The following is a 21,918-nucleotide window of genomic DNA, read 5'->3' as shown; positions in this document are numbered from 1 at the left end:
CAGGCTGCTCACGCTGCAGAGTCGCCAGGTTCGACAGGGGGCCCATCCCCGACCCACCGAACGCGCCCCTCCGTCCTTCCACAAACCTCACTGGCCGCAGCCACCACGTCGGTCTCCTGCCGCGGCACGTCCTCCGGACACAACCCGTCAATCACCCACATCCGGCTGTTCCCCAGATCGGACCCCGCCACCACCCGCACATCCGACCGCCCGACCAGATCCAGCAAGTACCTGGCAAACCGAGCCCGCTCCCCGCCGTACTCATCACTCGTAACCACCAAGGCCAACTCAGCCACCCCCCGAGCCGCCACCACCAACGCCACCGTGTCATCAGGATCACCCCCGATGTCCGTATCAATGATCATCGGCGCATGCGCGATCGCCGGCACACCGACCGCCGGTGGGGGCCCGCCGCGGATCAGCGGCCCGGCGAGCTCGTCGAACTCCTCAAAGCTCTCGCCCAGCCCCGCGAGCGCCGTCCACTCGCCCTCGGGATCCGAACCGCTGCCGCCGCCCATCTCTACCTCCGCCAACCCGCGTCGAATTGAACATATTCTCTACGAACACCTGCTTGTCGCCGTCGCTCCCGCACCGCTCGTACGCGGCCCAGATCGCCTCTCTGTCCGTCTCCGGCACCTGTCTCCGGTCCAACGTCTTCTGCAGTGCGTCCACCTGTTGCTTGTCAGTCGTCCAGCCAGCTCCGGTAGTTGCCTCCGGCATCTCGAAGTACGGCGACATCCCGCGCCAGATCAGCGACTGCCATCAGGTTCACCACCTTCACGCCCTCGCGCACCCGGAGCTCCCGTAGGCGCGGCGACACCCGGCCTCTGCTCAAGCCTTCGAGAAGCGTCGGATGGTGACGTTGACCAGACTGCTCAGGTCCACGAGCGCCGATCCGCACCGGGCTGGACATCGGGCCGTCGAGCAGCTCCTCGATGCTGTTCAGAGCCAGCTGATGGGCGAACGTCTTCGACTCATCGGCGGGCAGGACGTAGAACGGCCGTCCTTGCCGTGACTCCGCCGCGGACAGGTGGACCTCGTAGCCCTTCTTGCTCCCAGGGTGCGGGTCATCGGGTGATTCGCCGAGGAATGCATACCGACCTGTGAAAGTCGTCTCCGGGTACGCCGCCGAGAGCAGCTCCTGCACCGTGCCTTTGAAGCTCGTGTCGAAGACACTCACCCGACTTCCCGGCCGGCCAACCGGCACCTGGTTCGCCTGCAGATAGTCGGTCAGGAGGCGAAACCCACCGACGGTGTCTGCAGGATCAACCCGCGATGCCACGCGCCGGAACCCGTGCACCTGTGGAAACTGACGACCTTGATGATGCTCCAGATCCTGCAGCGCGTTCTCGACGAGCGCCCGTGACAGGACCAGATTCGAGCCGTGCTGCCGGAAGAACTGACCGTCCAGCCGCGTCATCGCCAGCGCGAGATGGTGTCCGTCGCGGCCGAGCGCGACGATCCGGTCGGTCTTCCGCGTGGCGACGTGCTGCGTTCGCGGACGAAGTCTGCGTTCGTGGGCATGTCTCAAGTACCGCACAGGACGCGTGGACGGCGCGGAAGTTATCCACAGGCAGCAGGAGGGGACGCCTGATAGGCGTCCCCTCCTGTTCGAGAGTTCAGCGGGCCATCGGGCGGCCGGCTGGTGTGGGGGCTGCCAGGGCGGCGGCTTCCTCGTCTATGTCTACTACCGCGCCGCTGAACTGGGCGTTGTAGAGGCGGGCGTAGGCGCCGTCGAGGGTGAGGAGCTCGTTGTGGTTGCCCTGTTCGACGATGGAGCCGTTCTCCATGACCAGGATCAGGTCGGCGTCGCGGATGGTGGACAGGCGGTGGGCGATGACGAAGCTGGTTCGGTCGGAGCGGAGGGCGGCCATGGCGCGTTGGACCAGGACCTCCGTGCGGGTGTCGACCGAGCTGGTGGCTTCGTCGAGGATGAGCAGTTGCGGGTCGGCCAGGAAGGCGCGGGCGATGGTGAGGAGCTGCTTCTCACCGGCGCTGACGTTGTTGCCTTCCTCGTCGATCACCGTGTCGTACCCGTCGGGCAGGCTGTGCACGAAGCGGTCGACGTACGTCGCCTTGGCCGCGGCCAGCATGTCCTCCTCGGTGGCCTTGAGGTTGCCGTACAGGATGTTGTCCCGGATCGTGCCGCCGAACAGCCAGGTGTCCTGCAGCACCATGCCGATCCGCGAGCGCAGGTCGTGCCGGGTGAGCTCGGTGATGTCGACACCGTCGAGCGTGATCCGGCCGCCGTTCAGCTCGTAGAAGCGCATGATCAGGTTCACCAGCGTCGTCTTGCCGGCGCCCGTCGGGCCGACGATCGCGACCGTCTGCCCGGGCTCCGCGACCAGGCTCAGGTCGGTGATCAGCGGCTTGTCCGGGTCGTAGGAGAACGACACGTGCTCGAACTCCACCCGCCCGCGCGAATCGGTGACCTTCTCCGGCGTCGCGTCGTCCGGGATCTGCTCCTTGGCGTCCAGTACCTCGAACACGCGCTCGGCCGACGCCACCCCCGACTGCAGCAGGTTCGCCATCGAGGCGACCTGGGTCAGCGGCTGGGTGAACTGCCGCGAGTACTGGATGAACGCCTGTACGTCGCCCAGCGACATCGTGCCGGACGCGACCCGAAGACCGCCGAGCACCGCGATGACCACGTAGTTCAGGTTCCCGACGAACATCATCACCGGCATGATCAGCCCGGAGATGAACTGCGCTCCGAACGCGGCCTGGAACAGCTCGTCGTTCTTCTTCGCGAACTCCGCCTCGATCTCCTTCTGCCGGCCGAAGACCTTCACCAGCTCGTGCCCGGTGAACGCCTCCTCGATCTGCCCGTTCAAGGCGCCGGTGTGACGCCACTGGGCGATGAACCTGACCTGGGAACGCTTGGCGATCGCCGCCGTCAGGACCATCGTGATCGGGATCGTCACCAGCGCGATCAGTGCCAGTACCGGCGAGATCACGAACATCAGCGTGATCACCCCGATCACCGTCAGCAGCGAGGTGAGCAGCTGGCTCAGCGTCTGCTGCAGGCTGGTGGAGATGTTGTCGATGTCGTTGGTCACCCGGCTGAGCAGCTCACCACGCGGCGCGCCGTCGAAGTAGCTCAGCGGCAGCCTGTTCAGCTTGTCCTCGACGTCGCGGCGCAGCGACAGGATCGTGCGCTGTACGACGCCGTTCAGGATGTAGCCCTGTGCCCACGAGAGGAAGAACGCGCCGGCGTACAGGGCCAGGACCAGCAGAAGAACGTTGCGCAGGGCATCGAAGTCGATACCCACGCCCGGGATCAGGTCGATCCCCTGCAGCAGGTCCGCCAGCCGGCCGTTGCCCGAGGCCCGGGTCTGCTCGATCACCTGCGCCTTGCTCAGGCCGCTGGGCAACTGCTTGCCGATGGCACCGGCGAAGATGATGTCGGTGGCGCGGCCGAGGATCTTCGGGCCGACCACCGACAGGCCGACGCTGCAGATCGCCAGCAGTACGACGCCGGCCACCTTCGCCCGCTGCGGCCGCAACCGGCCGAGCAACCGCTTCGCCGACGGCAGGAAGTTCATCGACTTGTCCCCCGGGATACCTCCCGGCGGGCCGAATCCACGGCCGGTCGTCGGCCGCTCGGTCGCCTTCACCGTCTTCGCGCCGTCCTGCACCTGACCGTCCTGCACCTGGCCACTCGCGGCCTGACCGTTCGGGGCCTGTCCGTTCTGGGACGGCTTCTGTTCCTCGCTCATGCCGCCTCCTCCGCGGAACGCTGGGACTCGACGATCTCGACGTACGTCGGACACGTCTCGAGCAACTCGTCATGGGTGCCCTTGCCGACGATCGCGCCGTCCTCGATCACCACGATCTGGTCGGCGTCGATGATCGTCGACACCCGCTGGGCGACGACCACCACACACGCCTCCCGGGTGACCGGACGCAGCGCCGCCCGCAGTCGGGCGTCCGTCGCCAGGTCCAGCGCCGAGAACGAGTCGTCGAACAGGTAGATCTCCGGCTTGCGGACCAGCGCCCGGGCGATCGCGAGCCGCTGCCGCTGACCGCCGGACACGTTCGTGCCGCCTTGCGCGATCGGCGCGTCGAGTCCTTCGGCCATCGCCTCGACGAAGTCCTTGCCCTGGGCAATCTCCAGCGCTTCCCAGAGCTCCTCGTCTCCTGCGTCGGGGTTGCCGTACCGCAGGTTGCTGGCGACCGTCCCGGAGAACAGGTACGGCCGCTGCGGCACCAGACCGATCCGCTCCCACAGCGCCTCGGGCTCGATGTCGCGGACGTCGATGCCGTCGACGAGCACCCTCCCCTCGGTCGCGTCGAACAACCGCGGCACCAGCGACAGCAGCGTCGTCTTGCCGGCGCCCGTGCTGCCGATGATCGCGGTCGTCTGCCCCGGCGAGGCGACGAGGCTGATGTTCTGCAGCACCGGCTCGGCCGCACCCGGGTACTTGAACGAGGCGTCCTCGAACACGAGCTGCCCGCGACCGGTGAAGGTCTTGATCGGCGTGACCGGCGGCCGCACCGAGGAGTCGGTGTCGAGTACCTCGGAGATCCGGTCCGCGCAGACCGACGCCCGCGGCACCATGATCATCACGAACACGCCCATCATCACCGAGAACAGGATCTGGATCAGGTAGCTCAGGAACGCGGTCAGCGCACCGACCTGCATCGTCCCGTCCTCGATCCGGGAGGCGCCGAACCACAGCACCGCCACGCTCGACAGGTTCAGGATCAGCATCACGGTCGGGAAGATCAGCGCCATCAACCGGCCGGCCTTGATCGCCGTGTCGGTCAGGTTCTGGTTGGCCGCACCGAAGCGCTCGACCTCGTGCGGTTCGCGGACGAACGCCCGGACCACCCGGATTCCGGTGATCTGCTCGCGCAGGACCCGGTTCACCCCGTCGATGTTCTTCTGCATCTTCCGGAACTGCGGGACCATCCGGCTGGCGATGAACCCGACGCAGACGGCAAGCAGCGGTACGGCGACCGCCACCAGCCAGGACAGGCCGACGTCCTGGCGGACCGCCATGATCACGCCGCCGATCATCGTGATCGGCGCCGCCACCAGCATCGTCGTGGTCATCACGACCAGCATCTGGATCTGCTGTACGTCGTTGGTGCTCCGCGAGATCAGCGTCGGCGCACCGAACTGGTTCACCTCGCGGGCGGAGAACTCGCCGACCCGGTGGAAGACCGCCGCGCGCACGTCGCGGCCGAACAGGGCAGCTGTCTTGGCGCCGAAGTACACCGCCGTGATCGTGCAGATGATCTGCACCAGGCTGACAGCGAGCATCCAGCCGCCGGTGGTCACGATGTAGCCGGTGTCGCCCTTGGCCACGCCGTTGTCGATGATGTCGGCGTTGAGAGTGGGCAGGTAGAGGGAGGCGATCGTCCCGACCAGCTGCAGGACCACCACCAAGGACAGGTTTCCCGCGTACGGACGCAAATGCGTACGCAAGACGCGAATCAACATCAATCATCCCCAGGGTCGTGATGGCGGGCACCGCCGAGCGCGTACTCGACGATGTCCTCGGTGGCCGGTGGCTGACCGGTGTGGTGCTTGCGGAGGCCGTCGAACGCGAAGTCGACGATCTCCTCGGCGGTCAGCACGTGGCCGCCGGAAATCAGTGGGTGGGTGGCCGAGAAGGTGAGCAGGCCGAGATGGCGGACCACGTCCTCGGGCGGCAGCCGCAGCTGGTCGGCGTCGGGCCGGAGCAGGTCCGCGAACGCCAGGTTGGCCAGGTCGGACTGCCGTTGGCGCCGCGCCTCGTCCATCGGGGTCGAGTGCCGGAACTCCGGTGGCCGGCGGATCCGCAGCGCGAACATCAGCTTGAACACCCCGCGCAGCCGCTTCTGGCCGATCTCGACCGCGGCGATGGTCCGCTCCCGCAGCGGCAGTGAGTGGTCGACCCGCTCGATCGCCCGGACCAGGTCCGAGGTGTCGAAGACGGTCGCCATCGCAGCCTCGATCAGCGCGTCCTTGCTGCCGAACGCGCGGAAGATCGTCCCCTCGGCGATCCCGGCCGCCTCGGCGATCTGCTTGGTGCTGACATCGGGCCCGAACTCCTCGAGCAACGGCAGCGCGGCATCGACGATCGCCGCGCGGCGCTCGTCGGGTGGCAGTGGGGTCGCTCGTGGTGTCACGAGATCAAAGGTAACTGAGTGAGTACTCACTCACAACTACATTTACGCTTGCGGCGCAGACCGGTTCTCCACCAGCGCGGAAATGCCGTCCAGGACACGCTCGAGACCGTACTCGAACGCATGATCGACATCGTACGGTGCGTCGAACTCATTCCCGACCGCCGTCCCCACCCGTGCCGCCAGCGGGAACTTCGCCAGGTCGCTGATCCGGTCCAGGTGCGGGACGTGGGCCAGCCACCACTCCTTGTCCGTCATACCGGATCGGAGGATCACCTGGCCCGCTTCGACCGCCGTTCGCACCGCGCCGTGCACGTAACCGTTGACGAGCGCCACGGTCGAGTCCATCTCGACGTCGGTGAGCCCGATCCCCTCGATCGCGGTCAGCTCCCACTCGTACTTGGCCATCACGTTGGGGCCGAGCGGCGGGCGGCTGATCGCGACCTGGAGCATCCACGGGTGCCGCAGGTACAGCTCGCGGTTCTCGCGGGCGACCTCGTCGAGCTTGGCCCGCCACTCCCCCGGTACGTCGCGCCGCGGCAGCTCGCCGTAGACGGTGTCGAGCATGACGTCGAGCAACTCGCCCTTGCCCGGGAAGTAGCGGTACAGCGTCATCGCGCCGACGCCGAGCTCGTCGGCGACCCGGCGCATCGACATGGCCGCGAGACCGTCCGCGTCGGCCACCTGCAGGGCAGCCATGACGATCTGGTCGACGGTCAGCGCCGGCTTCGGTCCGCGGGTCGGCAGCGGGCGCCGCCGCCAGAGCAACTCGAGGCTCTTGGCCGGGTCGCCGCTGCCGCTGTAGTCCTGGTTCATCTGCGTCGGTCTTCTCGAATCGGTTATACTTCGTACAGTGTACGCAGTTGACCTCGACCTATGTCGAGGTTCTAGCGTCGGTTTTTGTCGGTGGCGCACGGAATCATCGACGGTCCCGATCGATCGATGCAGCGGAGCCTGGAGACCACAGCCGTGAGTATGGAAATGACCGCGTGGAACTCGCTCTACCACGCGATGCACGCGCAGGACGACAAACGTCCCTTCTCGAAGGCGACCCTGCGGCGGATCCTCGCGTTCGCGCAGCCGCACCGCACCCAGCTGACCTGGTTCCTGGTGATGAGCATCGGAGCGGCCGTGCTCGCGGTCGCCACACCGATCCTGGCCGGCGAGGTGGTCAACGCGATCGTCGGCGGCAAGGCCTTCGGCGTCGTCCTGCGGCTCGCGGTGCTGATCGCGGTGATCGCGGTCGCGGAGGCCGGGCTGAGCATGCTGACGCGCTGGTTGTCGGCGCAGATCGGTGAAGGGCTGATCCTCGATCTGCGGACGGCGGTGTTCGACCACATCCAGCGGATGCCGATCGCGTTCTTCACCCGGACCCGCACCGGCGCGCTGGTCTCCCGGTTGAACAACGACGTGATCGGGGCGCAGCGCGCGTTCAGCGACACCTTGTCCGGCGTGGTCAGCAACTTGGTCATGCTCGTCCTCACGCTGGTGGTAATGCTCCGCGAGTCGTGGCAGATCACTCTGCTGGCACTGGTGATCCTGCCGGTCTTCGTGATCCCTGCCCGGCGGGTCGGGCGCCGGCTGGCGGCCCTCGAGCGAGAGGCGGCGAACTACAACGCCACGATGAGCACCCAGATGACCGAGCGGTTCTCGGCGCCGGGTGCGACGTTGGTCAAGCTGTTCGGGCGGCCGGCGCGCGAGTCGCTGGAGTTCGCGATCCGGGCGCGGCGTGTGCGCGACATCGGCGTGCGGACGGCGATGGTGCAGTGGATCTTCGTGACGGCGCTGACCTTGGTGTCGGCGCTTGCGCTGGCCGTGGTCTATGGGCTTGGAGGGTTCTACGCGCTTCGGGATGAGCTGGATGCGGGTGCGGTCGTATCGATGGCACTGCTGCTGACCCGCTTGTACTCACCGCTGACCGCGCTGGCGAGTGCGCGGCTCGAGGTGATGACTGCGCTGGTGAGCTTCGAGCGGGTCTTCGAGGTTCTGGATCTGGAGCCGCTGATCCAGGACAAGCCGGACGCGGGACGCGTGCCCGAGGGGCCGGTGGCGGTCGAGTTCGCCGGGGTGAGCTTCGCGTATCCGTCGGCGGACAAGGTCTCGCTGGCATCGCTCGAAGAGGTCGCGAAGTTGGACACCCGCGGCGGGGTCGAGGTGTTGCACGACGTCTCGTTCCGGGCTGAGCCAGGGCAGATGGTGGCGCTCGTCGGGTCGTCCGGCGCGGGGAAGTCGACGATCGCGCAGCTCATTCCGCGGTTGTACGACGTGGATTCCGGCGCCGTGAAGCTCGCCGGGACCGACGTACGCGATGTGTCGGCGGAGTCCCTGCGGGCGACGCTCGGCATGGTGACGCAGGACGGTCACCTGTTCCACGACTCGATCCGGGAGAACCTGCTGCTCGCGCGACCCGAGGCCTCCGAGAAGGATCTGTGGGACTCGCTCGAGCGCGCCCGGTTGGGTGAGCTGATCCGGTCGTTGCCGGACCAGCTCGACACGGTCGTGGGTGAACGCGGGTATCGCCTGTCCGGTGGTGAGCGGCAGCGGCTGACGATCGCGCGGTTGCTGCTCGCGCAGCCGCGGGTCGTGATCCTCGACGAGGCGACGGCGGCGTTGGACTCGACGAACGAGGCAGCCGTGCAGGCGGCGCTGACGGAGGCGCTCGCTGGTCGTACGGCAGTGGTGATCGCGCACCGGCTGTCGACCATCCGGGCTGCCGACCAGATCCTCGTGATCGAGGGCGGCCGGATCGTGGAGCGCGGGCGGCATGCTGAGTTGCTTGCCGCGGGCGGGCGCTACGAGGAGCTCTACCGCACCCAGTTCGATCAGCCCGGGGCGGCGGGCGCGGCGGTGGTCGCTGTCTAGATGGTTGCCTGGGGCACCGGTAGCGGGTTGTTCGATGGCTAGCGGCATACAGCACGTCAACGGCGAGATATCCCGCCAGTGGGGGCGGGATCAGGCCACGACGTACGGACAGAGCAGGAGGTTGTCGGGTTGGTGGAGAGCGGGCAGCAGCTGGCTGGATGCGCGGTGGTCTTCCGGCCGGCCGATCCACCACGCGCCGGCCGGATCGCCTTCTGGGATCCGTCGGGCGGTGAGCTGCCGCTAGGCGTCGGGGAGCAGGTCGAGTTGCAGCTGCTCGTTGATGCGCGGCTGCAGCCGGTCAGGGCGATCGAATTGCCGGTTGCGGAGGCGGTGGCGGTTCTGGGTCGGATGCGGCGTGCTCCCGGAGCACATCCGTCGGCGGCGTTCTGGGGTGGGTTGTCGCTGGTCGCGCTTCAGTTGGTTGCCCGCGGCAAGCTCCTCCCCGGCGTCTCCCCCGCCGGCCACGACGCCTGGCGAGTCGGCCCCCTCGACCCCGACGACGTCACCCGCATCCTCACCCTCGCCGAGGCGATGCCCCCATCCGCCCGAGCGCTCCCCCTCCCCACCGCACCTACCTCCTCCACCCCCACCACCCCCACCTGCTCGTCCACCAGCTCCACTACCCACACCACCTCGACCGGCTCGACCTTGGGGGGTGTGGGGCGGTTGCCTTTGGCGGAGGAGTTGGTGCGGGGGTTTCTTGATGCGGTGGCCGATGGGATGCCTCGGTCGGTGGCTGCGGGGAAGGCTCATCGGACGAAGGTGTTCACCTCGGCGGCGCCTCAGCGGGTGGAGCGGTTGCGGGGGTGGGCTGATGAGGTGTCAGCGGGGTTGGACAGCGGGGTGCGGGTCTCATTGCGGGTTGAGATGGCGGAGTCGCTGGCGTTCAGTGCTGTGGTGCAGTTGCACAGCCTGAAGGACCCGACGTTGGTGCGGGATGCGGATGACGTCTGGGCTGGGGATGTGGCCGGGTTCGGGCCGCGGGCTCGGATTGATGCGACGCTCGCGATCCGCCGCGCCGCGCGCGTCTGGGCGCCGCTCAACAGGTTGCTGGATGCCCCAGTGCCCGACCAGCTCGAGCTAGCGGACGAAGAGGTCGCCGAGCTCCTCGCTGGGTCAGCTCAGCGGCTGACAGCAGCCGGCGTGGATCTGCACTGGCCGCGCAGCCTCGGAAGAGCGCTCACCGCCCGCGCCGCGATCACCTCAGCCGACGGACCGCCGAGCAATCTCCCCGGGTTCTTCGGCGGCGACAAGACACTCGACTTCAGCTGGCAGGTCGCGGTCGGCGACGACCCGTTGACCGAGGCGGAGCTCGACCAGCTCGCCGAAGCCACCCGCCCGGTCGTCAGACTCCGCGACCAGTGGATGCTGATCGGCCCCGAGCTCGCCCGTAAAGCCCGCGAACGCATCCTCAAACCCGTCACCGCGATCGACGCCCTCGGCGCGGCCCTCACCGGCACCACTGAGATCGACGGCCGCCAGATCAGCGTCACCCCAACCAAGTGGCTGGAAGACCTCCGCGCCCGCATCGCCGATCCCGACCGAGCCGACGAGCCCATCGAAGCACCAGCCGGACTTCAAGCCACCCTGCGCGACTACCAGCTGCGCGGTCTCCGCTGGCTCGCAAGGATGACGTCGCTCGGCCTCGGCGGCTGCCTCGCCGACGACATGGGCCTCGGCAAGACCATCACGCTGATCTCACTCCACCTGCACCGCCAACTGTCCCCCGACACCGCCGGCCCGACCCTCGTCGTCTGCCCGGCGTCCCTCCTCGGCAACTGGGAGCGCGAGGTCCACCGCTTCGCCCCCGGCACGCCGGTACGCCGCTTCCACGGCACCTCACGCTCACTCGACGAAGCCCACGACGGCTTCGTCCTGACGACGTACGGGACGCTCCGACGCGACGCCGCCAAACTGGCCGACCACCGCTGGGGCCTGGTCGTCGCCGACGAAGCGCAGCACGTGAAGAACCCAACGTCCGGTACGGCGAAGGCCCTCCGCACCGTGCCAGGCCAAGCCCGAGTCGCACTCACCGGCACCCCGGTCGAGAACAACCTCTCCGAGCTGTGGGCGATCCTCGACTGGACGACCCCCGGGCTGCTCGGCCGCCTCGGCAACTTCCGCAACCAATGGGCCGCGCCGATCGAGGCGGACAAGGACGAAGAGGTCGCCGCCCGGCTCGCCAAGCTCGTCCGTCCGTTCCTGCTCCGCCGCAAGAAGTCCGACCCAGGCATCGCGCCCGAGCTGCCCCCGAAGACCGAGACCGATCAACCGGTGTCACTCACCCGCGAGCAGGTCGGGTTGTACGAGGCAACGGTCCGCGAGCTCATGGCCGAAGTCCAAGCCGCCAACCAGATGGCCCGCCGCGGCCTGATCGTGAAGCTGCTGACCGGCCTCAAACAGATCTGCAACCACCCCGCGCAGTACCTGAAGGAAGGCGACAGCGCCAAGCTCACCGGCCGCTCCGGCAAGCTCGAGCTCCTCGACGAACTGCTGGAGACAATCGTCGCGGAGGACGGCGCCGTCCTCGTCTTCACGCAGTACGTCGCCATGGCGCGCCTGCTCGAACGCCACCTCGACGAACGCGGCATACCGACCCAGCTACTCCACGGCGGCACGCCCGTCGCGCAGCGCGAGGCGATGGTGGATCGGTTCCAGGCCGGCGAGGTGACCGTCTTCCTGCTCTCGCTGAAGGCGGCCGGCACCGGTCTCAACCTGACCCGCGCGGACCACGTCGTCCACTACGACCGCTGGTGGAATCCGGCCGTCGAGGACCAGGCGACCGACCGCGCGTACCGGATCGGCCAGACCCGGCCCGTCCAGGTGCACCGATTGATTGCCGAAGGCACCATCGAGGACCGGATCGCAGCGATGCTCGCCGCCAAACGCGAGCTGGCCGAAGCGGTGCTGAGCGGCGGCGAGGCCGCGCTGACCGAGCTGTCCGATGCCGAGCTGGCCGACCTGGTCGAGCTGCGGGGAGGTCTGCGATGAACGACGTACAAGGGTTTCCGGCGTTCGCGCGGCAGCAGCGGAGCACTCGCGGGCGGTCGTGGTGGGCGCGCGCGTGGGTGCAGGCGATGGAGGACACGTCGCTCGACAACGAGCAGCTCAAGAAGGGCCGCCGGTCCGCGAACTCGGGCCAGGTCGGGACGATCACGATCAGCCCCGGCCGGATCGCGGCCACGGTCTACTCCCCCGAGGACACGTACGAGTCCGTCGTCCACGTCGACGAGTTGAGCTCCGACGACTGGCGCCGGTTCAGCGAACAGGTCGCGGCACGAGCCGGCCACATCGCAGCGCTGCTGGACGGCGAGATGCCGCACGACCTGGTCGAGGCCGCATCCGACGCGGGCGTCACGCTGTTGCCGGGCATCGGCGACCTCGACCCGAGCTGTACGTGCGACGCCTGGGAGCTGCCCTGCCAACACGCGGCCGCCCTCTGCTACCAGGTCGCGTGGCTCCTCGACGCTGACCCGTTCGTACTGCTCCTGCTCCGCGGCCGCACCCGCGAGACCCTCCTCGACGAGCTCCAACTGTCCGCAACAGAGCCGACCGCGACAGGCGTCTCCATCGCCGACGTCCTCGCCGCCACACCCGGCGAGCTCCCCGACCCGCCGGACCTACCGGCAAAGATCGGCCTCGACGACCTGCCAGTAGCAGGTATCGCGCCGCCCGACGGCTTCGGCCCGGCCGTCCTCCAACTCCTCGTCCTCGACGCCGCCCGCCGAGCCCGAGCCATTCTCCGCGCGCTCCTGAGCGGCACCCCGGAGCCACAACCTCTGAACGAGTGGCAAGACACCGTCCGGCTGGCCACCGACTTCCCCGACCTCGCCACACCGTTGACCGAGGCAACGGGCAAGGACCTTGCCCTAGGCATCCAAGCCTGGCGGTACGGCGGAGCACCAGGCCTCGACGTCCTCGAGCACACCTGGACCCCCACCCCCGCCGACCTCAACCGGGCCCGCACCGAGCTCCAGGCAACCGACCTCCCGATCACGACCGCAGGCAACCAGCTGACACTCGGCACCGAGGCCCAACTCCGGCTCGACCGCCACGGCCGCTGGCACCCGTACCGGCTGATCGGCAACACCTGGACCCCGGCCGGTCCGCCCTCCACGGACCCACTCGTCGCCGACTGGTAAATCCGGTGCGTCGACGAGATCCGCTCGGCTAAGGTGATCGCGACTTCGAAGGAGGAGGTGAGTTGATGACCGCGTCGTCCCGGGCTGTTGCAGGCCCGGCCGCCCACTCGGTCATTCAACTCACCATCTGACCTTCGAAAGGGACCACCGTTGTCCATCACCTGGAACACCCGCGTCGAGACTCCGTCCGACCTCGAGATAGTCCGCGACATCACCCGGCAGGCGTTCGGCCGGCAGTTCGAGGTCGACTTCCTCGACGCCCATCGCGCCGACCCGGTCGCCTGGCTGCCCGGTCTGCTGATCGTCGCGACCACCCCTGCCGACGAGCCTGTCGCCTACGCACTTCTCACCCGCTGCCACATCGGCGGCAACCCGGTCCTCTCGCTCGGGCCGGTCGCCGTGCTCCCGGCGTACCAGAAGCAAGGTGCGGGCAGTGCGGCCGTCCGGTCCGCGCTCGCCACGGCGCGTGATCGAGGCGAAGCGACGGTCGTCGTGCTCGGTCACGCGGACTACTACCCGCGGTTCGGCTTCCGGCAGGCGACCACGTTCGGTGTCCATCACCCGCAGTACGACGGGCCGAACCTGATGGCGCTCGCCCTGGACGGCCACGCCGTACCGGCCGGGGACCTGACCTACCCCGTCACCGTCTGAAACCGGGGTCGCCGGAGGCCGTGTGACAGCCTCCGGCGACCCTCACGGCCGTCGGCGTTGAACGTTCCTCTGCGAGTACGGCGGGCGGTCGTAAAAGGTTCAGTCAAACTCGCCGAATCACTTGCGCACCTGCCTTGTATACATGAAACAGTCGACAGAACCGCCTACTCAGGAGCACGCGATGACTCGTCGACTTCCGCTGTCGCTGAACCGTTTCACCTTGAGTAACCGCCGCCGCAGCGTGGCCGGGATCGGCGCCGCCGTCGTCGCGCTGGCCCTGGTCGGGACGGCCTGTTCCCCGGTCGAGCCGGCCGGGAACGACAACAACAGCAGCGGCGGTACCCAGGCGCCGGCCGGACAGGACGTGTTCGGCGAGCCCGCCGACGCCTCGCAGGTGAAGCAGGGCGGGACGCTGACCGTTGCCCTGTCCGCCGATCCGGACAAGCTCGACCCGACGCTGTCGCGCAGCCTGTACTCGCGGTACGTCTTCCACACGATGTGCGAGAAGCTGTACGACCTCGGATCCGATGCCAAGATCGTCCCGCAGCTCGCCACCGCGCTGCCGACGATCTCCGGCGACGGCCTCAGCCTGACGATCCCGTTGAAGCAGGGCGTGAAGTTCGCCGACGGCGGCGCGTTCGACTCGAACGCTGTGAAGATCTCGCTGAACCGGCACCTCACCCTGGCCGGCTCGGCGCGCAAGAGCGAGCTGGGCCCGATCACCTCGATCGAGACGCCCGACCCGAAGACCGTGGTGATCAAGCTGTCGAAGCCGTTCGCCCCGCTGACCGCGGCGCTGGCGGACCGGGCCGGCATGGTGCTCAGCCCGGCGGCGGTCGCCAAGCTCGGCGCGAACTTCTCCAACGCGCCGGTCTGCGTCGGCCCGTTCAAGTTCGCCAGCCGGGTCGCGCAGAACTCGATCAAGGTGGTCAAGGACCCGCAGTACTACGACGCCGCGAAGGTGCACCTCGACGCGATCGAGTACCGCATCATCACCGACTCCAGCATCCGCTCGGCGAACCTGAAGTCCGGGGACGCACAGGTCGCGGACTCGTTGTCGACGCAGGACGCCCCGGCGTTGCAGAAGGATTCCAGCGTGAGCGTGCTGCAGTCGCAGTCGCTCGGGTACCAGGGCCTGACGATCAACATCGGCAACTCGAACGGGATCGGGAACCCGCTCAAGCCGCTCGGCACCCCGATCGCGAAGGATCCGCGGGTGCGGCAGGCGCTCGCGCTGTCGATCGACCGCGCCGCGCTGGTGAAGTCCCTGTTCGGCGGACTGAACACCGTTGCCTGCTCGCCGGTCTCGCCGAAGAGCGAGTTCACCTCCGACGCGGCGCAGGTCTGCCCCGCGCACGATCCGGCCAAGGCCAAGCAGCTGCTGTCCGACGCGGGCGTGACCACGCCGTACAAGGTCGAGATGGTGACGTCGAACAACCCGGACAGCCTGCGGCTCGCGCAGGCGTTGCAGGGGATGGTGAAGGAGGGTGGGTTCAACCTGGTGATCAAGCCGGTCGAGTACGCCGCGCTGCTGGACCAGCAGGACCGTGGTGACTTCGAGCTGCTGCAGCTCGGCTGGTCCGGACGGGTCGACCCCGACGCCAACATCTTCAACTTCGTCGGCACCACCGGCAGCCAGAACGTCTCCGGCTACAGCAGCCCGGACGTCGACAAGCTGCTCACCGACGCCCGCCAGTCCACCGACAAGACCGAGCGGGTCAAGCTGTACGGCGACGTGGTGACCAAGCTCCAGCAGGACGACCCGATCATCTACATGTACCGCCAGCGCAACCTGACCGGTGTCTCCAAGAAGCTCCTCGGCATCCAGGTGTACCCGGACGGCGTGATCCGCACGGCGTTCGCAGGGTTCGCCAAGTGAGGCGTTACCTCCTCAACCGGCTGTGGCAGAGCCTGGTGACGCTCGTACTCGCGACGATCGTGGTGTTCGTCGGAGTACGGGCGTTGCCGGGTGATCCGGCGCTGGCCCTGGCCGGTGAGGATCGCGATCCGGAGTCGTTGCGGGCGATCCGGCAGCAGTACGGGCTGGATCAGTCGTGGCTGGTGCAGTTCTGGCAGTTCGTCAGTCACGCGGCACGCGGTGACCTTGGCGAGTCGATCCGCACGGGCGCGCCGGTGCGGTCGATGATCTTCAGCGCGTTGCCGGTGACGATCGAGTTGTCCGTGCTGGCGATCCTGATCGCCGGTGTGATCGGGGTCGGCGCCGGAGTCGTGGCCGCGGTACGACGCGGGCGTCCGGCCGAGTGGGCCGCGAACGGGCTGGCCCTGCTCGGGTTGTCCGTCCCGCACTTCTGGCTCGGACTGATGGCGATCCTGTACCTGTCCGTTGCCCTCGGCCTCTTTCCGGCCTCGGGTTTCGTCCCGTTCTTCACCGACCCGGTGGACAACCTGCATCACCTGATCCTGCCGGCGGTGATTCTCGGCACCGGTCTGGCCGCGGTGATCATGCGCCAGACCAGATCCTCGATGCTCGACGCGCTGAGCGCCGACTACATCCGGACGGCCGAAGCCAAGGGCCTGTCGCCGCGGGCGGTGATCGGGAAGCATGCCCTGCGCAACAGTCTGATCGTCGTCGTGACGGTCGTCGGCCTCCAGCTCGGCGCGCTGATCTCGGGCGCCGTCGTCACCGAGCGGATCTTCGCGCTCCCCGGCTTCGGCAAGCTCACCGTCGACGCGGTCTTCCAGCGCGACTACCCGGTGATCCAGGCCGTCGTCCTGGTCACCGCGACGGCGTACATCGTGATCAACCTGCTCGTCGATCTCCTGTACTCCGTCATCGACCCGCGGATCCGCGTCCGGGGTGAGGCGTGATGGCAGTCGCCGAAGCCGTCGCCGCTCCGCGCAGCAACAGCCGCCGAGTGGTACGCCGCGTGTTCCGCAACCCGCTCGCGCTGACCGGGCTCGCCGTACTCGCGATCGCGGTCATCCTCGCCGTGTTCGCGAACTGGCTGGTGCCGCACGACCCGACCGAGACCCATCTCAGCAACGCGTTCGCGCCGCCGGGGACGGCCGGGTACCTGCTGGGCACCGACGACCTGGGCCGCGACGTCCTGTCCCGCATCATGTTCGGTCTGCGCGCGTCGCTGCACGTCGGGATCCTCGCGGTCGCCTTCTCGCTGGTGATCGGCGTACCGCTCGGTCTGATCGCGGGGTACTTCCGAACCGTCGACGCGCTGATCTCCCGGTTCACCGACCTGGTGCTCGCGTTCCCGTTCCTGATCCTCGCGGTCGGGCTGGCCGCGATCCGCGGTGCGAGCCTCGGCAACGCGGCGATCGCGATCGGCATCGCGCAGATCCCCGGCATGATCCGGATCGTCCGCTCGGAGACGCTGCGGCTGAAGTCGCTCGACTTCGTCGCCGCCGCGATCGTCGAGGGCGCCAGTGACGCCTGGGTGCTCGGCCGGCACATTCTGCCGAACGCAGGCTCGGCGGTCATCGTCCAGGCCACCGTCGGCATTCCGGCCGCGATCCTCGGCGAGGCCGTGCTGTCGTTCCTCGGCCTCGGCATCCAGCCGCCGGCGCCGAGCCTCGGCACGATGCTCGCCGACGCGCAGCAGTTCGCGTCCCGGGCGCCCTGGGCCGCGGTGATGCCCGGCGTCGCGATCATGTTGCTGACGCTGGCGTTCAACATCGTCGGCGACAGCCTCCGCGACGCCCTCGATCCGAAGGCGAGCCGCCGATGAGACCTGTTCTGGCAGTCAAAGACCTGTCCGTCACCTTCCGGACCGAGGACGGGCCGGTGTCGGCGGTCGACCGGGTCGGCTTCGAGGTCGCCGACGGCGAAGTCCTCGCGGTCGTCGGCGAATCCGGTTGCGGCAAGAGCGTGACGGCGATGAGCATCGCCGGCCTGCTCCCCCGCACCGCGACGGTCGATGGCTCGGTCCAGCTCGACGGCACCGAGCTGATCGGCGCCGACAAGCGCACGCTCCGCTCGATCCGCGGCCGCGAGGTCGCGTACATCTTCCAGGAGCCGATGACCTCGCTGAACCCGGTCTTCACCGTCGGCCACCAGATCATCGAGGTACTGCGCACCCACGTCGGTGTCTCGCGCGAGGCCGCTCGCACGCGCGCGATCGAGTTGCTGAAGCTTGTCGGCATCCCGTCCGCGGAACGCCGCGTCAGCGACTACCCGCACCAGCTCTCCGGCGGCATGCGCCAGCGGGTGATGATCGCGATGGCCGTCGCCTGCGACCCGAAGGTCCTGATCGCCGACGAGCCGACCACCGCGCTCGACGTCACGATCCAGGCCGGCATCCTCGACGTACTGCGTGGTCTGCGTGAGCGCCTCGGTACGAGCATCGTCCTGATCACCCACGACCTCGGCGTCGTCGCCGATCTCGCCGACCGGGTGGCGGTGATGTACGCCGGGCGCGTCGTCGAAACCGCCGAGGTCCACAACCTGTTCGCCCGTCCACAGCACCCGTACACCGCCGGACTCCTCGGCGCCTCCCCCGCGGCCGGCCGGCACGCGGAATCACAGCGCCTCAACGAGATCCCCGGCCTCGTACCGGTCCTGACCGAACAACCCGACGCCTGTACGTTCGCCGACCGCTGCCCGCGAGCTGTCGACACCTGTACGTCGTCCCAACCGCTCTTGACTCCTGGCCCGCACGGAGTGGCGTGCTGGAACCCGGTCCGCGAGCCAGTGGAGGTCTGATGGACGCATTGGAAGTCGAAGACCTCGTCATGCACTTCGGACCGGTCCGTGCCGTCGACGGCGTCACGCTACGGATACCGCAGGGCTCGGTCGTCGCGCTGGTCGGCGAGAGCGGTTCTGGCAAGTCGACCGTCGGCCGGTGCATCGTCAGGCTGCTCGAACCGACCGGAGGGACGGTCAAACTCGCCGGCGCCGACATCACGCACCTCAATCGCCGTCAGCTGCGACCGCACCGCCGCGACGTCTCCATCGTGTTCCAGGACCCGGCCGGATCGTTGGACCCGCGGTTCACCGTCGGCGACATCGTCGGTGAACCACTCCGGCTGATGCGACGTAAGGACATCCCGGCCAAGGTCACACAGTCACTGCGCCGCGTCGGTCTGCGCCCTGAGGTCGCCCAGCGCGCGCCGCACGAGTTGTCGGGCGGTCAGCGTCAGCGGGTCAGCATTGCTCGCGCGCTGATCTCCGAGCCGCGACTGCTGGTCGCCGACGAGCCGACCAGTGCGTTGGACGTGTCTGTCCAGGCCGCAGTACTCAATCTGCTCGCCGATCTGCAGCGTGACCTCGGGTTCGCCTGCTTGTTCATCACTCACGACCTGTCCGCGGTCGAGTACCTCGCGGACGAGGTCGCGGTGATGTACCTCGGTCAGCTCGTCGAGCAGGGGCCACGGGCGCGTATCTTCGGCAAACCGTCCCATCCGTACACGCAGGCACTGCTGTCGGCCGCGCCGGTACCTGATCCGGCCGAGCAACGGGCCCGACGGCCCGTCCTGCTCGGCGACGACCTGCCGTCGGCGATCGATCCGCCGCCCGGGTGCCGGTTCCACACCAGATGCCCCGTCGCCGTGGACAAATGCCGGACAGTCGTCCCGGAACATCGCACGATCGGAGAGGCTGGACACCAGGTGGCCTGTCACCTCGTCAACGACGACGGCACCGGACCCGACGTACGACTGGACGCTCCGGTCGCTTCGCTCCCTACGCTCCTCAGTCCAGGCCAGGAGGCCCCATGACCTTCACCACCCGTCCAACATTGCGCGGCACGTTCGGGATGGTTTCGTCCACGCATTGGCTGGCGTCGCAGTCGGCCATGCGGATCCTCGAGCTCGGCGGGAACGCGTTCGACGCGGGCGCCGCGGCCGGGTTCGTGCTGCACGTGGTCGAGCCGCACCTCAACGGGCCCGGTGGTGAGGTGCCGGCGATCATCGCGACCGCCGACGACCCCGCACCGCGGGTGCTGTGCGGCCAGGGAGTCGCCCCGGCCGGTGCCACGATCGAGCACTACCGCTCGCTCGGCCTCACGCTGGTGCCCGGCTCGGGTCCGCTCGCAGCGACAGTCCCCGGTGCGGTCGACGCGTGGCTGCTCCTGCTGCGTGATCACGGCACGCTGCCGCTGCGCGTCGTACTGGAGTCGGCCATCGAGTACGCGCGCAACGGTCATCCGCTGGTGCCGCGGATCGCCGACACGATCAGCACCGTCCAGGAGCTGTTCGAGAACCACTGGCAGACATCGGCAGCACTCTGGCTCAAGGACGGCCGACCGGTGAGCGGGCGGTTCAGGAACGAGGCGTACGCGGCGACGCTCGAGAGGCTCGTCGTCGAAGGCGAGGCGGCCGGCGCGGACCGGCAGGCGCAGATCGAGCAGGCGCGGAAGTCCTGGCGTGAAGGCTTCGTCGCCGAGGCCATCGATAAGTTCTCGCGGCTGCCCCACCGCGACTCCAGCGGCGAGGACCACGCCGGACTGATCACGGGCGACGACCTGGCCGCGTTCCAGGCAACATGGGAGGACCCCGCGACCTACGACTGGAACGGATACACCGTCGCGAAGACCGGTCCGTGGGGTCAGGGTCCGGGCCTGCTGCAGTCCCTCGCCGTACTCGCGGCTCTAGGCGACGTCGACCTGGACAGCGCCGAAGGCGTGCACACGACCGTCGAGGTGATGAAGCTTTCGTACGCGGACCGTGAGGCCTGGTACGGCGACGGCGCCGACGTACCGCTCGACACACTGCTCTCGCCGGAGTACGCCGCCGAACGGGCCAAGCTGATCGGGCCGGACGCCTCGCTCGACCTGCGGCCCGGCAGTCCGGACGGCCGCGAACCGGCCCTGCCGGCGTTTGCCCTCGGCAACGAAACCGGCGCCGAGGCCGGCGACGCGACCACCGGCGAGCCCACCGTGTCCTCCGGCGGCGAGACCCGGGGCGACACGTGCCACGTCGACGTGATCGACCAGTGGGGCAACATGATCTCCGCGACGCCGAGCGGCGGCTGGCTGCAGTCGTCGCCGACGATCCCGGAGCTCGGGTTCTGCCTCGGCAGCCGGGCACAGATGTTCTGGCTCGAGGATGGCCTGCCGGCCTCGCTCGCTCCGGGCAAGCGGCCGCGGACCACGCTCACCCCGACGCTTGTGCTCCGCGACGGCGACCCGCTGATGGCCTGTGGATCACCTGGCGGAGACCAGCAGGACCAGTGGCAGCTGCTCTTCCTGCTCCGGCATCTCGGCGCAGGGATGGATCTGCAAGCGGCGATCGACGCCCCGGCCTGGCACACGACCGGCTTCCCGTCGTCGTTCTACCCGCGCGCCACCGAGCCTGGCGGGCTGACGATGGAGACCCGGGTCGGCAAGGACATCCGCGCCGAGCTGGTGCGGCGCGGGCACGTCGTCACCGACTCCGATGCGTGGAGCCTCGGCCGGCTCTGCGCCGTACGCAAGGAAGCCGACGGGGTGCTCGCCGCGGCGGCCAACCCACGCGGCATGCAGGGCTACGCCGTCGGTCGCTGACCGAACGCCGCCTTCGCGGCCGCCTCGACGTGCAACCGGGCGGCCGTGCTGGCGGCGGCCGCGTCACCAGCCTCGATGGCGTCGACCAGCCGGACATGCTCCTCGGACGAGTGCGGTGCGCGCTGGGCGGCGCCGACCCGGAATACCCAGTGGACGTGGTAGTACATGGCGGCCGAGATCGAGTGCAGCCAGCGGTTCTCGCTGACCTCGATCACGGCCCGATGGAACGCGCTGTTCAGCTCGGCGACCCGGTCGAAGTCCTCGGCGGCGGTGGCCTTGCTCGCCTCGTCGATCAGCCCGCGCAGCTGGGCGATCCCCTCGGAGGTCGCACGCTCCGCCGCCAGGCCCGCCGCGAGCGTCTCGAGCTGCTCCCGTACGGCGAACAGATCGCGGACCGCGGTCTCGTCGAGGGTCGCGACCACTGCGCCGCGGCGCGGGAGGATGTGCACGAACCCCTCGGCCTCGACCACCCGGAGCGCCTCACGCACCGGGTTCCGCGACACTCCGAAGTCGTCCGCGAGCCGGGTTTCGGTCAGCCGCTCCCCCTGGCTGTAGTCGCCGTCGACGATCCGCCGGCGCAGTTCCGCGAGTACCTGTTCGCGCAGAGCGATGTGATCAGCACCGATCGTGCGCACGATCTGGTCACGCGCCGCCTCCCCGTCCAGCTGCTCCACCCCTGGCTCCTCTCCCCG

At 68.7% G+C, this 21,918-nt stretch carries 17 protein-coding genes; 10 read left to right on the top strand and 7 right to left on the bottom strand.

What is annotated here, in order from left to right; genetic code table 11:
• Positions 1 to 8: 8 nt before the first annotated feature.
• The 6 genes from ACIA58_RS24315 to ACIA58_RS24290 form a co-directional block, all read right to left on the bottom strand.
• On the bottom strand, positions 9 to 518 hold the full coding sequence (locus ACIA58_RS24315; RefSeq protein WP_396406038.1) for a hypothetical protein: 510 nt from the start codon (positions 516 to 518) through the stop codon (positions 9 to 11).
• A gap of 164 nt (positions 519 to 682) precedes the next feature.
• Positions 683 to 1,540, bottom strand: coding sequence for a hypothetical protein (locus ACIA58_RS24310; protein WP_396406037.1), 858 nt, complete (start codon positions 1,538 to 1,540; stop codon positions 683 to 685).
• Positions 1,541 to 1,619: 79 nt separating this feature from the next.
• Positions 1,620 to 3,719 (bottom strand): ABC transporter ATP-binding protein, encoded by a 2,100-nt coding sequence (locus ACIA58_RS24305; RefSeq protein WP_396406036.1) that lies wholly within the window; start codon positions 3,717 to 3,719, stop codon positions 1,620 to 1,622.
• Positions 3,716 to 5,449: an ABC transporter ATP-binding protein gene (locus tag ACIA58_RS24300; RefSeq protein WP_396406035.1), complete on the bottom strand. Its 1,734-nt coding sequence runs from the start codon at positions 5,447 to 5,449 to the stop codon at positions 3,716 to 3,718. Before ACIA58_RS24300 ends, ACIA58_RS24305 begins: the two co-directional genes overlap by 4 nt.
• Positions 5,449 to 6,120: a TetR/AcrR family transcriptional regulator gene (locus tag ACIA58_RS24295; RefSeq protein WP_396406034.1), complete on the bottom strand. Its 672-nt coding sequence runs from the start codon at positions 6,118 to 6,120 to the stop codon at positions 5,449 to 5,451. Before ACIA58_RS24295 ends, ACIA58_RS24300 begins: the two co-directional genes overlap by 1 nt.
• 42 nt (positions 6,121 to 6,162) lie before the next feature.
• Complete coding sequence (locus ACIA58_RS24290) at positions 6,163 to 6,933, bottom strand: TetR/AcrR family transcriptional regulator (protein WP_396406033.1); 771 nt, start codon at positions 6,931 to 6,933, stop codon at positions 6,163 to 6,165.
• A 165-nt stretch (positions 6,934 to 7,098) separates the two neighbouring features.
• On the opposite strand from ACIA58_RS24290, the gene ACIA58_RS24285 reads away from it, so the two are divergent.
• The 10 genes from ACIA58_RS24285 to ACIA58_RS24240 all read left to right on the top strand — a co-directional run bounded on the left by ACIA58_RS24285 (position 7,099) and on the right by ACIA58_RS24240 (position 21,226).
• Entirely contained in the window at positions 7,099 to 8,979 is a 1,881-nt protein-coding gene (locus ACIA58_RS24285; RefSeq protein ID WP_396406511.1) for an ABC transporter ATP-binding protein, read from the top strand.
• Between the two features lie 348 nt (positions 8,980 to 9,327).
• Entirely contained in the window at positions 9,328 to 11,970 is a 2,643-nt protein-coding gene (locus ACIA58_RS24280) for a DEAD/DEAH box helicase (RefSeq protein ID WP_396406510.1), read from the top strand.
• Positions 11,967 to 13,121 (top strand): SWIM zinc finger family protein, encoded by a 1,155-nt coding sequence (locus ACIA58_RS24275; RefSeq protein WP_396406032.1) that lies wholly within the window; start codon positions 11,967 to 11,969, stop codon positions 13,119 to 13,121. The genes ACIA58_RS24280 and ACIA58_RS24275 overlap by 4 nt, the downstream gene beginning before the upstream one ends.
• A gap of 150 nt (positions 13,122 to 13,271) precedes the next feature.
• Positions 13,272 to 13,772 (top strand): GNAT family N-acetyltransferase, encoded by a 501-nt coding sequence (locus tag ACIA58_RS24270; protein ID WP_396406031.1) that lies wholly within the window; start codon positions 13,272 to 13,274, stop codon positions 13,770 to 13,772.
• A gap of 181 nt (positions 13,773 to 13,953) precedes the next feature.
• Entirely contained in the window at positions 13,954 to 15,651 is a 1,698-nt protein-coding gene (locus ACIA58_RS24265) for an ABC transporter substrate-binding protein (protein WP_396406030.1), read from the top strand.
• Positions 15,648 to 16,601, top strand: coding sequence for an ABC transporter permease (locus ACIA58_RS24260; protein WP_396406029.1), 954 nt, complete (start codon positions 15,648 to 15,650; stop codon positions 16,599 to 16,601). Before ACIA58_RS24265 ends, ACIA58_RS24260 begins: the two co-directional genes overlap by 4 nt.
• Positions 16,601 to 17,473, top strand: a complete 873-nt coding sequence (locus tag ACIA58_RS24255) for an ABC transporter permease (protein ID WP_396406028.1) — start codon at positions 16,601 to 16,603, stop codon at positions 17,471 to 17,473. The genes ACIA58_RS24260 and ACIA58_RS24255 overlap by 1 nt, the downstream gene beginning before the upstream one ends.
• Positions 17,470 to 18,447 carry an ABC transporter ATP-binding protein gene (locus ACIA58_RS24250; protein ID WP_396406027.1) on the top strand — a complete coding sequence of 326 codons (978 nt, stop codon included), beginning with the start codon at positions 17,470 to 17,472 and terminating at the stop codon, positions 18,445 to 18,447. Before ACIA58_RS24255 ends, ACIA58_RS24250 begins: the two co-directional genes overlap by 4 nt.
• Entirely contained in the window at positions 18,447 to 19,460 is a 1,014-nt protein-coding gene (locus ACIA58_RS24245; RefSeq protein WP_396406026.1) for an ABC transporter ATP-binding protein, read from the top strand. Before ACIA58_RS24250 ends, ACIA58_RS24245 begins: the two co-directional genes overlap by 1 nt.
• Complete coding sequence (locus ACIA58_RS24240) at positions 19,457 to 21,226, top strand: gamma-glutamyltransferase family protein (protein WP_396406025.1); 1,770 nt, start codon at positions 19,457 to 19,459, stop codon at positions 21,224 to 21,226. The genes ACIA58_RS24245 and ACIA58_RS24240 overlap by 4 nt, the downstream gene beginning before the upstream one ends.
• On the opposite strand, the gene ACIA58_RS24235 is transcribed toward ACIA58_RS24240, so the two are convergent.
• Entirely contained in the window at positions 21,208 to 21,900 is a 693-nt protein-coding gene (locus ACIA58_RS24235; protein ID WP_396406024.1) for a GntR family transcriptional regulator, read from the bottom strand. The genes ACIA58_RS24240 and ACIA58_RS24235 overlap by 19 nt on opposite strands.
• Positions 21,901 to 21,918: the final 18 nt, after the last annotated feature.

Origin of the sequence: Kribbella sp. NPDC051586, assembly GCF_044453965.1 — a bacterium.
In the GTDB taxonomy this organism is placed as follows: Bacteria; Actinomycetota; Actinomycetes; order Propionibacteriales; family Kribbellaceae; genus Kribbella.
Note: the sequence above shows the minus strand (reverse complement) of the source record. Positions and strands in the feature narration are given on the sequence as shown.